At 57.5% G+C, this 13,433-nt stretch carries 13 protein-coding genes; 7 read left to right on the top strand and 6 right to left on the bottom strand.

Annotation, left to right across the window (positions count from 1 at the left end; all coding sequences use genetic code 11):
- Positions 1-95: 95 nt before the first annotated feature.
- Both B145_RS25865 and B145_RS25860 read right to left on the bottom strand, forming a co-directional pair.
- Positions 96-581, bottom strand: a complete 486-nt coding sequence (locus tag B145_RS25865; RefSeq protein ID WP_018608507.1) for a hypothetical protein — start codon at positions 579-581, stop codon at positions 96-98.
- Positions 578-1,282 (bottom strand): alpha/beta hydrolase, encoded by a 705-nt coding sequence (locus B145_RS25860; RefSeq protein WP_018608506.1) that lies wholly within the window; start codon positions 1,280-1,282, stop codon positions 578-580. Before B145_RS25860 ends, B145_RS25865 begins: the two co-directional genes overlap by 4 nt.
- A gap of 239 nt (positions 1,283-1,521) precedes the next feature.
- Between B145_RS25860 and B145_RS0115520 the strand changes: the two genes are divergently transcribed.
- The 6 genes from B145_RS0115520 to B145_RS25855 all read left to right on the top strand — a co-directional run bounded on the left by B145_RS0115520 (position 1,522) and on the right by B145_RS25855 (position 8,483).
- Positions 1,522-2,208, top strand: coding sequence for a response regulator (locus B145_RS0115520; protein ID WP_018608505.1), 687 nt, complete (start codon positions 1,522-1,524; stop codon positions 2,206-2,208).
- Positions 2,171-3,658, top strand: a complete 1,488-nt coding sequence (locus B145_RS0115515) for a HAMP domain-containing histidine kinase (RefSeq protein ID WP_018608504.1) — start codon at positions 2,171-2,173, stop codon at positions 3,656-3,658. Before B145_RS0115520 ends, B145_RS0115515 begins: the two co-directional genes overlap by 38 nt.
- Positions 3,659-3,928: 270 nt before the next feature.
- Positions 3,929-5,608 (top strand): MFS transporter, encoded by a 1,680-nt coding sequence (locus B145_RS0115510; RefSeq protein WP_026259186.1) that lies wholly within the window; start codon positions 3,929-3,931, stop codon positions 5,606-5,608.
- Positions 5,609-5,760: 152 nt separating this feature from the next.
- The gene (locus tag B145_RS0115505; RefSeq protein ID WP_018608502.1) at positions 5,761-6,507 is read left to right on the top strand and encodes a metallophosphoesterase family protein; all 747 of its coding nucleotides are present in this window, start codon (positions 5,761-5,763) and stop codon (positions 6,505-6,507) included.
- The gene (locus B145_RS0115500) at positions 6,504-7,889 is read left to right on the top strand and encodes a serine/threonine protein kinase (protein WP_018608501.1); all 1,386 of its coding nucleotides are present in this window, start codon (positions 6,504-6,506) and stop codon (positions 7,887-7,889) included. Before B145_RS0115505 ends, B145_RS0115500 begins: the two co-directional genes overlap by 4 nt.
- Positions 7,890-7,916: 27 nt before the next feature.
- Positions 7,917-8,483, top strand: a complete 567-nt coding sequence (locus B145_RS25855; RefSeq protein ID WP_051082606.1) for a metal-dependent hydrolase — start codon at positions 7,917-7,919, stop codon at positions 8,481-8,483.
- Positions 8,484-8,489: 6 nt separating this feature from the next.
- Here the strand turns inward: B145_RS25855 and B145_RS0115490 are convergent, their stop codons facing one another.
- The gene (locus tag B145_RS0115490; protein ID WP_026259184.1) at positions 8,490-9,407 is read right to left on the bottom strand and encodes a hydrogen peroxide-inducible genes activator; all 918 of its coding nucleotides are present in this window, start codon (positions 9,405-9,407) and stop codon (positions 8,490-8,492) included.
- A 241-nt stretch (positions 9,408-9,648) separates the two neighbouring features.
- On the opposite strand from B145_RS0115490, the gene B145_RS0115485 reads away from it, so the two are divergent.
- Positions 9,649-11,139, top strand: a complete 1,491-nt coding sequence (locus B145_RS0115485; protein ID WP_018608498.1) for a DegQ family serine endoprotease — start codon at positions 9,649-9,651, stop codon at positions 11,137-11,139.
- Positions 11,140-11,480: 341 nt separating this feature from the next.
- On the opposite strand, the gene B145_RS0115480 is transcribed toward B145_RS0115485, so the two are convergent.
- The 3 genes from B145_RS0115480 to B145_RS0115465 all read right to left on the bottom strand — a co-directional run bounded on the left by B145_RS0115480 (position 11,481) and on the right by B145_RS0115465 (position 13,358).
- The gene (locus B145_RS0115480) at positions 11,481-11,954 is read right to left on the bottom strand and encodes a bacteriohemerythrin (protein WP_018608497.1); all 474 of its coding nucleotides are present in this window, start codon (positions 11,952-11,954) and stop codon (positions 11,481-11,483) included.
- Positions 11,955-12,450: 496 nt separating this feature from the next.
- Positions 12,451-12,939 (bottom strand): hypothetical protein, encoded by a 489-nt coding sequence (locus tag B145_RS0115470; protein ID WP_157288450.1) that lies wholly within the window; start codon positions 12,937-12,939, stop codon positions 12,451-12,453.
- A gap of 92 nt (positions 12,940-13,031) precedes the next feature.
- A complete protein-coding gene (locus tag B145_RS0115465; protein WP_018608494.1) occupies positions 13,032-13,358 on the bottom strand; it encodes a ribonuclease E inhibitor RraB in 327 nt (108 codons plus the stop codon).
- Positions 13,359-13,433 lie beyond the last annotated feature (75 nt).

The raw sequence follows: 13,433 nt of genomic DNA, 5'->3' as shown, positions 1-13,433 counted from the left end.
CCTTTTTAAAATAGGGTCTACCTGGGGTGTAAGCGTGAGAATTTCCGCTGGCCGACTGGATGACGGGACCTGTTTCAGTACCAACTAACCTATGCTTAATGCATGTTGGCTTGGTCGATCCAGGCAAAATCGAGGTGATGCAAGACTTCGCGCAGGATCAGCAAAGTGGCGGCGAATGCCGTATCCGTGGGGACGCCCTCCACGCTAGCGGGGCGCCCCATGATGACATTGGCCAAGCGACCGAAGAGGTGTTCGACGGCCTCGCGCTTGACGCCTTCGGCTCCTTGCCCTGGCGAAGGCTGCATCAGGGCATGCAGCAGGGCGGGCTGCTCGCCGCTGAGCAGAAGTCCGGCGGAGTGCTGGCGCGCATCCGGGATCTTGGCCAACACGTCCTCAATGGTATTGATGGCATATTCGATCTCGTCTTCCCGTGGTGGTGTATGCCAATGGTGTTGCCTGGGCAGGGAGGCATAGCCGAACGGCAATTGATGCGTACTGGTGTGCAGGCCACCATGCTTCAAATGGAGCGTGGAATGGTCTGCATCAATCGTCAGTAGTGAGATGTCAGGTGTATGTATCATAATGATCGGGGTGATGCATCCAGTAATTGTTCGGCCCAGGCTATGAAATCCGCATGCATGGTCGGGGTAATTTCATGGTCTGCAGGGTAGTGCTGGCTGATGTGCTGTACTCCAAGCCGGTTGAGTAACTGTTCGGCTGCGCGTGCCCATTGGATGGGGAGTTTGCTGTCAAATTCACCATGGCTGATAAAGGCTTGCAGCGTGCGCAGTCTGGCGGGCGAAGCCAGCTGTGGTTCCAGCTCCGGCAGGATGCGCCCGGAGAGCAGCCCGAATCCACCAATCTGCTCTGGCTGGCTCAACCCCACGCTGGCACTCATGATGCCACCCTGGCTGAAGCCTGCGAGCAGGGTCTGCGCCGGGGTAATGCCATGGTCGGCCTGCATTTGGGCCAGAAAATCGATGAGGCGGCGACGACTCGATTCTGCTTCGGCCACCACAATCTGCGGCCCTTGCGGCGTGAATGCGACCCGGAACCAGCCATATTGCCCTGGTGCCAATTGAATCGGCCCGCGCGGCAACACGACCAGGACATCTTCAGCAAAACTGGCGGCCAGCTCAGCTAGATCCTGCTCATGGCTGCCCAGGCCGTGGAGCAGCACGGCAAGGGCGCGGGGGGTGTCGTGGGTGGGCAGGCGGAGGCGGTAGGCCAAGCCCGACGCTTCATCAAGCTGAATGGGGGAGAGGCTGAAGCGCTGTGTCATGATGAATCCTCAGAGTAGGGGAAGGGCGTTTGTTTTGTAGTGGAGATCACTTTAGCGCTTGGTTAAAACGGGATAAACAGCAAATTCCGGGATCAACCGTTGCAAAGTTTGAAACAATCGCATGCTGCCTGCCTTGCGGGATAAGCCTTGCTGACGTGCTAAGATTCAACAAAAGACATACAGGTGCCGCCAACCGGCACCTGATAACACTTCCGACACATCGGAGAGAGACAAGATCCATGCGTATCCTTCTGGCAGAAGACGATGCATTGATTGCGGACGGGCTGATCCACACGCTCAAGCGGGCAGGCTATGCGGTGGACCATGTGCCCAGCGGCACGGAAGCCGATGCAGCCCTGGCGTCGCAGCCTTATGACCTATTGGTTTTGGATCTGGGCCTGCCGCGCATGAATGGCATTGAGGTGCTGCAAAAACTGCGTGCGCGCAAGGCTACCGTTCCCGTACTGATCCTGACGGCCCGCGATGCCGTGGAAGACCGGGTACGCGGCCTGGATGCAGGGGCCGACGACTATCTGACCAAGCCTTTCGCCCTGCCCGAGCTGGAGGCGCGGGTGCGGGCCTTGACCCGGCGTGGCACCGGGCAAGGGCGGGAGATTGTGTACGGCCCGCTCTGCTACGATCAGGCATCACGCTCAATCACCATCAACGGGCAAATGGTGGAGTTGTCTTCCCGCGAAGTGGCTGTGCTGGAAGTCCTGCTCTTAAGGGCAGGTCGCCTGGTGGGCAAGGAAAGTCTGGTCGACCACCTCTGTGGCTGGGGCGAAGAAGTGTCACTCAACGCTATCGAAGTCTACGTCCATCGCCTGCGCAAGAAGATCGAACCCTTCGGTTTGCGCATATCCACCGTCCGTGGCCTGGGGTACTGCCTTGAAAAACCCGAAGCAGCAGCCCTTTCCCACGCGTAACCGCACGGCAGCCTGGGGGCCGTGGCTCAATGACGACAGCCTGCCCTCATCGCGCTCCCTGTTCTCCGAGATCCTGCACTGGATGCTGGCGCCATTATTGCTGCTGTGGCCGATCTCGATTGTAGTGACCTACGATGTGGCCTCGCGTGCAGCCAACAAGCCGCATGATCAGGAGCTTGTGGATAACGTATCTGCGCTGGCCCGTCAGGTGCGTTTCGATGCCAACAGTCACCCGCTGATCATGCCCAGTCCCGCCGTGGCGATGCTGGTGCGCAGCAGTAACGAAGACACTGTGTACTATCAGGTGCTGGGCGGTGGCGGGGCGGTTTTGGCGGGTGATGGCGGCATGCCCGGCCCGGACGACAACGAGTATCCCGATAACGGCAAGGTGCGCCTGCGCGATGGCGAGTATCATGGCGAAAGCATACGCATCGCGGCCACACAGGTATGCCAGGATGATACAAACAGCGCGACCTGCGCTTTGATCCAGATCGGCGAGACGCGCGCCAAACGCTCTGCGCTCAGCGCCCAGATCGTCTCGGGCGTTTTGTTGCCACAGTTTGCAATTGTGCCGTTGGCCCTGATTTTTGTGTGGTTTGGTCTGCTGCGTGGCGTGGCACCCTTGAACCACCTGCGGGATGCGATTGGCCGCCGCAGGCCAGGGGATCTTTCACCCGTGGACGTGCAGACAGTGCCGGATGAACTGCGGCCCCTGATTCTGGCGTTCAACGATATGATGGCCCGCCTGGATCACACCCTGGATGCACAGCAACGCTTCATTGCCGATGCGGCCCATCAGATGCGCACGCCACTGGCCGGGTTGCGTATGCAGGTGGAATTGGCGCTGGATGAGACCGATCCGCAGCAACTGCGCCTGATGCTGCATAAGGTACTCAGTGGCGCGGAACGCTCTGCCCACCTCATCAACCAGCTGTTGGCACTGGCGCGGGTGGAAGCCAGTACGGAAAAGCTTGATGAATTTGTCATTGTCGACCTCGCTTCCCTGACGCGGGAGATTGTGGCCGATCTGGTTCCCGCCGCCCGCCACAAGAAAATCGACCTGGGGATGGAGGCGCTGCCTGCCAGAGCGCCCTTAGTGTCTGGCAACGCGGTGTTGCTGCGCGAGATGGTGTCCAACCTCGTGGATAACGCCATCAAATACACGCCTGTGGGGGGGCATGTCACCGTGGTGGTCGAGCCAGATGACACCGTGGCCGACAGGGTTTTGCTGCGGGTGCAGGATAACGGCCAGGGGATTCCAGTGGATGTGCGGGAGCGCGTATTCGAACGCTTTTACCGCGTGCTGGGCACCAATGCGGAAGGCAGCGGCCTGGGGCTGTCGATTGCCCGCGAAGTGGCCGAACTCCATGGCGGCGGCATACGCATTGAAGACAACGCTGGTGGGGTTGGCGTGCAGATGGTGGTGTGGCTTTCCCTGCTACCAGAATAGCACTATTCGATGTCTGGGGATTTCCGCATCCAGTGATGCGGCCCGTCTTATCTTATAGGCATAATCTGTCGCGCAGATGCGTTTAAGAGAACCCTGCTGTACCAAGTGGGTTTCTGTTGCAATGCAGCACAAATCCTGCGGAAATTCCCCAAAATCTGCAGCAGATTTGTGTAAGCACAGTGTAAGTCTCCGGGAATAAGTTGAGCCTGCCGCCGAGCCGCGAGGCTTGGACAGAGCAATGACAAGACCCATCCCGCAACAGGAGGAGACATGGCAACAGAGACTTTGACGCGTGCGTCTGCTGCACCGCGTACTGGAGGAATGACCGCAGCTGAACGCAAGGTGATATTTGCCTCGTCGCTCGGTACCGTATTCGAATGGTATGACTTTTATCTATACGGCTCCTTGGCGGCGATCATTGCCAAGCACTTCTTTGCTGGTGTGAATGAGACCACCGGCTTCATTTTTGCCCTCCTGGCATTTGCGGCAGGTTTTGCAGTGCGCCCCTTTGGCGCCATCGTGTTCGGGCGCCTGGGCGATATGATCGGGCGCAAATACACCTTTCTGATCACTATTCTGATCATGGGCTTGTCAACTGCCATCGTGGGTATGTTGCCGACATATGCTTCGATTGGTGTGGCGGCACCCGTTATCCTCATCTCGCTGCGCCTGCTGCAAGGCTTGGCCTTGGGCGGTGAATATGGCGGTGCGGCCACTTACGTCGCCGAGCATGCTCCGGCAGGCAAACGAGGCCTTTTCACAAGCTGGATTCAGACGACCGCCACCATGGGACTGTTCATTTCCCTGCTGGTGATCCTTGGCGTGCGTACAAGCCTGGGTAAAGAGGCGTTTGAAGAGTGGGGCTGGCGTATTCCTTTTCTGATCTCGATTGCATTGCTGATCGTATCGGTCTACATCCGTATGCAGTTGCATGAATCCCCGGTATTCCAGCGCATGAAAGCTGAAGGCAAGGCTTCCAAGGCACCTATTACCGAGTCTTTTGCACGCTGGGACAACCTCAAGGTGGTACTGCTGGCCCTGTTTGGAGCAACCGCAGGGCAGGCTGTGGTGTGGTATACCGGCCAATTTTATGCACTATTTTTCTTGCAGCAGACACTCAAGATTGATTCCCAGACGGCCAACCTGCTGATTGCAGCGGCCCTGGCGCTGGGGACGCCGTTCTTTGTTCTGTTCGGTATCCTCTCGGACAAAATCGGCCGCAAGCCCATTGTCATGATCGGTTGTCTGCTTGCAGCGCTGACCTACTTCCCAATTTTCAAGGCCATCACCCAATACGGCAACCCGGATGTATTTGCTGCCCAGATCAAGAATCCGGTCACGGTGGTTGCAGATCCGGCGCAATGCTCCTTCCAGTTTGACCCAGTGGGCAAGGCCAAATTCACCAGTTCCTGCGATATAGCCAAGGGTTCGCTCGCCAAGCGCGCCATTCCCTATTCCAATGAGGTCGGCGCCCCTGGCGCACTGGCACAGATCAAGATTGGTGACAAGGTGGTGGCCAGCTACGAAGGCACCGGGCTTGCACCTGCCGATGGCAAGGCCAAATCGGCAGAGTTCGACAAGGTGCTCAACACCGGGCTCAAGGATGCGGGCTACCCAGCCAAGGCAGACCCGGACAAGATCAATTACCCGATGTTGGTCCTGCTGCTCACCATCCTGGTGCTCTATGTAACCATGGTGTACGGGCCGATTGCCGCGTGGCTGGTGGAACTCTTCCCCGCCCGTATCCGTTATACCTCAATGTCTTTGCCATACCACATTGGCAACGGCTGGTTTGGCGGCTTCCTGCCAACAACGGCATTTGCGATGGTCGCGGCCACGGGCGATATCTACTACGGGCTGTGGTATCCCATCGGTGTGGCGGTACTGACCTTTGTGGTGGGGGTGTTCTTCCTGCCTGAAACCAGAAACCGCGATATCCATCAAAACTAGCTGCCGCCAGCGGCTGGCCCTTCCAGGCAGTGGGGCCGGCCGCTCTTTTTTCAGGTTCTTGTGTGCGTGACGGCTGGACGCCTTGGGAGCTGTGTCGTAAGGTGGAGAGTAGGCTACTCCTGTTACCACTGCTCCTGAGGAATTCTGGCTGTATGCGTTACGGATTGATTGCGGATATACACAGCAACATCGAGGCTTTCGAGGCCGTTCTGGCTCATGCCCAAGGGCAAGGAGTGGCTCGCCTGCTGCTTTTGGGGGATTTGATCGGCTATGGCGCTGACCCACAGGCGGTATTGGAGCGTTGCATGCAACTGGTTGAAACACAGCAGGCGGTGGCGATTCTAGGGAATCACGATGCCTTGGCATGCGGGCGGGCGCCGTGTGAAATGAATGAAGATGCCCAAATGGCCATCGATTGGACACGTGGTCAACTCAAGCCTCGCCACACGCAATTTCTGTTGCGCCTGCCCTTGAGCTATCGAGAAGAGCATATGTTTTGTGTGCACGCGTCGGCCGTTGAGCCCGAAAGCTGGACTTACGTCAGCACCGGGCATGATGCTGAGGCCTGCTTGAGCGCAGCCCAGGCCGATTGGGTATTTAGTGGCCATGTTCATGACCCGACCCTGTATTACTCCGGGCGGGATGAACATATGTTTGCCTTCCGCCCGACGGAAAACATCCCGGTGCCTGTCCCCAACCATCGTTCCTGGCTTGCCATTGTCGGCTCCTGTGGGCAGCCCCGGGATCGTCAGGTGGGCGCACGCTATGCGGTGTTCGATTCGATCCAGCAGAAGCTGACTTTCTTCCGTGTGCCCTACGATCACCATGCGGCCGCAGAGAAAATCCGCGCTGCAGGTCTGCCATCCCGTCTGGCCTTGTATCTGGAAGGCAAGGCGTGATCGCCACCGAGCTGGCACCGGGGGATGTGCTGGACGGGTTCTGTGTTGTCTCCCGGATGTATGCGGGTGGTATGGCTGTCATCTACGAGGTGGTGCACGAAGCACTGCCCGGCCCCGCAGTAATGAAGGTGCCACGCCTGGGGCAAGGCGAATCCAGCGCGGGCATTGTTGGTTTCGAGGTCGAGCAGATGATGCTCGAAGCCCTGGCAGGCGGCCCGGTGCCTATGCTTTACGCATTCAGCGACATCGAACGCGAGCCCTATCTGGTCATGGAAAAGATCGAAGGGCGCGCACTGTCGGCAGAGGTGAGCCGTGCCCCGTGGCCGGTGGAGGAGGTGCTGCAAACGGGGGCTGCGATTGCGGACGCCCTGGCCGCTCTGCATGAGATGGGGGCCATCCATCTTGATCTGAAGCCTTCCAATGTGATGATGCGCCCGCAGGGTGGGGTGGTGCTCATTGATTTTGGGCTGGCCCGCCATGCACACCTGCCGGATCTGCTCGCGGAAGCCTTCCAGCGCCCCATGGGCTCCGCCCCTTATATTGCGCCGGAGCAGGTCTTGGGTATCCGCACCGATCTGCGTAGCGATCTGTTTGCCCTGGGGGTGATGCTCTATGAATTCTCGACCGGGGTGCTGCCTTTTGGCTGGCCGCAAAGCACGAGTGGTATGCGTAAGCGCCTGAAAACTGCGCCCCATCCTCCACGCGCACTACGTGCGGACCTGCCACCTGCCTTGCAGGAAATCATTCTGCATTGTCTGGAAGTCTATCCTGCACGCCGTTATGCCAATGCCAGGCAGATTGCTTTTGACCTGCGCCATCTGGATCAGGTCAGTGTGACTGAACTTGGTTTGAACACCCGGCGCGTCAGCTTGAGTGCGCGTGTGCGGGATTGGATTCGGGGCAGCGGGTTTGAGCCCAGCCAGATTGACGCAGCGGAGTTGGTGGAAGACCATGCACCCATCATCCTGGTGGTGGTTGCCCTGGGTGAAGGCGATGATCGTCAGCAACAGGCATTGCAACGCGATGTCGAGCGGGTCGCTCGCCTGACGCCCGAGGCCCGCCTGGCATTTGTGGCCGTGACCCGGGAGCCGCCGGTGCTGGGCACTTCGGACGAGGCGACGAGCGCACCCCGTGAGCATATCCGCCTGCTCGTGGAGTTGAGGCACTGGGCCAGTGGCGTCCAGGCGTCGGCTGCGCGCGTGACGCACCAGATTCTGGAAGATAATGACCCAGGCGAAGCCATCCTCAACTATGCGCGCACGAATCGGGTCAGTCATATCCTTATTGGCGCCCCGACGGAGTCCGGGCGTCGGCACTTGTCTGCGCATGTGGGTAAAGTGGTATTGGCTGCGCCTTGTAGCGTCACGGTTGTCCGTGGCTGAATCTCAATTGCATCGTGTATCTGATACATGCCAACAATTATTTCCCATGCGGCGGTGCCCATTGCACTGGGCATTGGTGTGGGGTGCCGGTCCCGCGCCTTGTTCCTGTGCGGAATAGGGATGGCCATGTTGCCAGACCTCGATGTGCTGCTGTTCCGTTGGGGGCTGGTCTATGGTAGTGGCCTGGGGCACCGGGGCATCAGCCATTCCCTGCTGTTTGCCGCGCTGGCCTCATTCACGCTTGCGGCGGCCCTGGCCTCAAGGCGGGTGTGCGGTATGTGGGCCGGGTTTGCCTTCCTGTTCATCGCCATTGCTTCGCATCCTGTGCTGGATGCCTTTACCGATGGCGGCAAAGGGGTTGCCCTGCTGTGGCCATGGTCGGAGTACCGCTTCTTTTTCCCCTGGCGCCCCATCCGTGTCTCCCCCATCGGTGTTGAACGCCTGATGGGTGCGCGGGGCTGGCAGGTGCTGCTCAGCGAGTTGCGTTACGTCTGGCTGCCGTGTGCCAGCGTGGCGCTATGCCTGTGGCTGGGGCGGCATGCCCGGCAGCCCGCTCAGGCTGTCACGGGGCAGGAAGTGCCTGGGCAGGTTTAGGTTGGCCTAGCCGCGAACCTGGGTCACGCCGGGGAGCTTGCTGTCCAGCACGGCGGCACGCAGCAGGTCGATGACGCGGGTACGCGGGTAGGTGACCCGCCAGGCAATCGCAATGCGCCGCGTAGGTTCAGGCGCTGCGAACTTGCGCACGGAGATCAGATCCTGCGTGTTGATCTGCGGGTCCGCCGCAGAGCTGGGCAGTACGGTGATGCCCAGGCCGGTGGCAACCATCAGGCGGATGGTTTCCAGCGAGCTGCCTTCCATGGTTTTCTGCAAGCCTGTGCCATGTGCACAGCGTGGGCAGGCTTCCAGCACCTGATCGCGGAAGCAGTTGCCCGCACCCAGCAGAAGGAGCGGCTCTTCCTGCAATTGCTCGGTGGAGATGCTCTCCTGCTTGGCCCAGGTGTGGCTGGCGGGCAGCACGATGCGGAAGGGTTCGTCATAGACCGGCTGGGTGACAATGCCGGGCTCCTGGAAGGGCAGCGCCAGGATGGCGACATCAATTTCCCCCTTCTTGAGCTGCTCGGCCAGACGGTGGGTGTAGTTCTCCTGGATGATCAGCGGCATGCGGGGGGCACGCTCGGCCAGTAAAGGGATCAGCGAGGGTAGCAGGTACGGGCCGATGGTGTAGATCACCCCGAGCGTCAGCGGGCCAGAGAAGGTATCCCGCCCGGCCTCGGCAATGTCGCGGATCTGGCTGGCTTCGCGTAGCACGCGTTCGGCCTGCTCCACGATGCGGCGGCCGATTTCAGTCACCTTCACGTCGGCAGCGCTGCGCTCGAAAAGCAGTACCCCGAGTTGCTCCTCCAGCTTTTTGACGGCGACCGATAGCGTGGGCTGGCTCACGTGGCACTTTTCAGCCGCATGTCCAAAATGGCGTTCCTGCGCCAGGGCGACGATATAGCGAAGATCGGTGAGTGTCATGGCAATCTGTCCGATGAGAAATACACTGAATAGCAATTGTTAATTATAAGCACCATTGCAGATAGTCCGCCCTTTTGTTGCGTAAACCCCTTGAACTTGCATCAAATGTCCCCCACTTTGTAAGCGTTTGTTAGACGTTGGAACTGCATGCACATGGTCTGCGTCTGACTCCGTACCAATTCCCTGGTGCGCTGGGTGCCAGGGGCTGGCGTTCATATCTATTGTCTTGTGGAGGTTTTACATGCTCAGGTCTTTTCCTCGTGCGTTGCTGGTAGGGGGCGTCTCGCTGGTTGCCTTTACTGGATGCCTGAAGGAAATAGGTATCAATTCCACGCATGCCAGCGCCCCTGCGGCACAGGCTGCAGCCGTGGCTCCGGTTGCCGCCGCTGCATCTGCTGGCCGGATGGCGATGCCGGATTTTGCAACGCTTGTCGAGCAGGTGGGGCCATCCGTGGTCAACATCAGCGTCAAGAGCGTCGAGCATCGGCGTGCCAGCCCCTTTGCCAATGAAGACGATCCCTTCTTCGAATTCTTCCGCCGCTTCGGCATGCCAATGCCGAACGACCCGAGAGGGCAGGGCAACAATAATGATGACACCCAGATCAGCCAGGGCGTGGGTTCAGGCTTTATCGTCAGCAGCGATGGTTATATCCTGACCAATGCTCACGTGGTGGATGGTGCCAGCGAAGTCACTGTCAAGCTTACTGACAAACGTGAGTTCAAGGCCAAGGTTGTCGGCTCAGACAAACGCAGCGATGTGGCCCTCATCAAGATCAATGCCAATGACCTGCCTGCGGTGAAGACCGGCGAAGCATCCAAGGCGCGTGTGGGCGAATGGGTGCTGGCTGTAGGCTCCCCCTTCGGCTTTGAGAACACCGTGACCTCCGGCATCATCTCTGCCAAGGCCCGCCGTCTGGAAGGTGACAGCTACACTACCTTTATCCAGACCGATGTGGCGATCAACCCCGGCAACTCCGGCGGCCCGCTGTTCAACCTGAATGGTGAAGTGATCGGCATCAACTCGCAGATCTACTCGGGCACCGGGCAATTTGCAGGCATCTCCTTCTCGATCCCCATTGACGTGGCCCTCAAGGTGCGTGACCAGTTGCTCAAGCACGGCAAAGTGTCGCGCGGCAAGCTCGGTGTCATGATTCAAGGTATGGACGCAGAACTGGCCCAGTCCTTTGGTCTGGACAAGCCCGCAGGTGCCCTGGTCAGCTCGGTCGACCCCAGCGGCCCAGCCGCCAAGGCGGGAGTGCAGTCCGGCGACATCATCCTGCAAGTGGATGGCAAGAGTGTGGATGAAACGGCGGATCTACCCAGCATGATCGGCGAACGTGCCCCCGGCGACACCGTGCACCTCAAAGTATGGCGTGACAAATCCAGCCGCGAACTGGTCGCCAAGCTCGGCGAGGCCGCCGATGACAACAAACCCGCCAAGCTTGGTGGGGGCAAGATCGCCGAAGGTGGCAAGCTGGGGCTGGCTGTGCGTCCGCTGAGCGAGGCTGAACAACGCCGCCTCGGCGTGAATGGCGGGTTGCTGATCGAATCGGCCAGCGGTGCCGCCGCCAAGGCCGGTATCCGCCAGGGTGACGTGGTACTCGCGGTGAATAACCAGCGTGTGAGCAGCGTCGAGCAATTACGCAAACTCACCGAAGCGGCAGGCAAGCGTGTGCCGCTCCTGATTCAGCGTGGTGATAATCAGCAATACGTGGTCGTCAAGCTCGACTGAACCCTATCTCGACTCCCAGGGAGGCACGTGTTCCCGGGTGCCTCCCCTCCCCCTTGGCCGCCTTCGGGCGGCTTTTTTACGGCCTGCGCCAGGATCATTCTGCCCTGCTGTCGGGGCTAATGCCTAGTCGTGCTATCCATGCCGCATGGCGCTGCTCATTCGGGCGTACATCATTGAGGATATGCCGTTCGTAGATTTCCGGGATGCGGGGTATGACAAATTGGCAAAGCGCGGCTCTGCCAACCAAATGACATGTGTGCGGACTCTGCCGGTGATTTCCAATTCGTTGAACATCTGCCTGGGCCAAGGGGAGGAAGAGCGGCCCAATGCTACTCCTGGAACTACCAGAACTTCCAGCGGCTCTTTTGCTGCTCCCCAGCCTGTGGCGGGGGCATCCAGTTGGCGGAAGCCTTCGAATGGGTGAAAAACGCACCAAAGAGCTTGTCTGATTCAACAATGTGATGCATCAGCCACTGCTTGAGGAAGTGCAACAGCTCAAACGAGATCTTGGCCGTGCCGGAGTCGAGCTTGTTCTGTAACTCCACCACCTGCTGGATCAGTGCCTCATGGATCTTCTTGTGATTCTCAAAATCCGGGTAGTGCGTGATCCGCATCAGGCTCTCTTCCACCGCGAAGTGCACCCGGGTGTATTCGGCCAGCTCGTTCAGGATCTTGCGCGAAGCGTCCGAACCGTGACGCTCATGAATAGCCTGGTGCAGATCGTTGAGCAGGCGCACCAGTTCCTTGTGCTGCTCATCGATTTCTGCAACGCCGACGGTGTAGTCGTCAGACCATTTGAACAGTATGTCTGCCACCTTCTTGTCTCCTCTGTAAGTATAACCTTGCTTTTTATAGGTATTTTGCGCTCACCCTACTGCAAGTTACGGTGTTTGACAATCAGGGTTGGCAGAAATACGGGTGGGAGTCTGTGATAGACCGCTTTTGCTATGAACAGGTGAGGCTTGGTTTGCCCAAGCAACTAATTGATGGCATGGCTACTGAAGAACCTGAGCTCGTCTCCGAAATTCAGTTCTGGATATTTTGTGGAGATAGTTGATTGAATGAAGGGTGCAAATTCTCAGAGCCACCTCTATGCACTTGCTCTTGTGATTCCGCTCAAACCTGAGCGATTACGTGGCTGTTTGGCAGCTATTTCGTTGGTTGGAAAGGCGTATGAGGAATTGTGCGGTAAAACAGATGTGTGGAGATGTTTCTATTGTGTTTGCTGTTTTGTTGCAACAAGAGTTTTGATACTACTTGAGACTACCACTTCATAGAAAATAATTTTGAGCTAAATGTAATGCTTTATGCTTAAAATGGCAAAGCGTGAATTCCAAATACAGAGGCTTGGCTCACAATGCTAGACAGTTCGTTCTGGCCTTTGGCAACAACAAGATCTGTTCGATCATAACCACCAATGACACGAGCCCCAAAACCTAAAAAGAATACATCCATGAATCTGGCTTCGCGTAAGCTGCTAATAAATATTGATTCCAAGTCGCTATCACAAGAATCATATTTTTTGATCTCCTGTGAGACTTTGCACAGCACGCCCTCTCTAGATAGAAAACGATAGAGATGAAGGAATTTTTGCTCTCCAGCAAGATATTGCTCCATTTTTCCTGAACTTTTTGCGGCGGAAAAATTCATCACAGGGCATGTTTCTGCTTCTTTTTCATTTAGCCAGTGATCAAATACAGACAAATAGGTACATGGGATTCCAGGCAAAACTGGGTCGTCAGTCCCTAAGTCAATTTCTGGAAAATAGAGTTCATATAAAGTTTCCGGAGATTCTTGCATAAGGTTCTCAGGCGAAGGATTTGGCTTCAAGATGTGTGAAGTACCAATGATCGAACTTGCGTTTTATCTGGGCTGCATGAGTATGGACCAAGTCAGGACTCGTCTTGCAACACGCCCCATGATTCGCAAATTCCCCCATATGGAGCCATTCTTGAGCTGGTCTGGAGCTGCATTGTCGTAACCGATTCGTAGGTGACAGGGCCGTGTATCTGGAACTGCACGTAACCAGCGCTCCCTTCTTCCTGTTCGAATATTTCTAGTGTTCCATACATGGAGCGCAAGAGGTCGAGTGCCGACCTTGATGGAGGCCAAGTGTCAAAATCAACGTTGTAATTCACTATATATGATTTTGAGAAGTTAAACCCGTGCTTAAGGAGGCGACGAAAAACATCACCATCGGCATCATCTGGCCAGTTCATCAAGCTATTCCTGTTTTGAGTGTTGGTGATTAATCCGTGTGCCAAGGGGCAATCTGTTGAATCTATTGTAGCTCT

It is taken from the genome of Uliginosibacterium gangwonense DSM 18521 (assembly GCF_000373965.1).
Taxonomy (GTDB): Bacteria; Pseudomonadota; Gammaproteobacteria; order Burkholderiales; family Rhodocyclaceae; genus Uliginosibacterium; species Uliginosibacterium gangwonense.
Note: the sequence above shows the minus strand (reverse complement) of the source record. Positions and strands in the feature narration are given on the sequence as shown.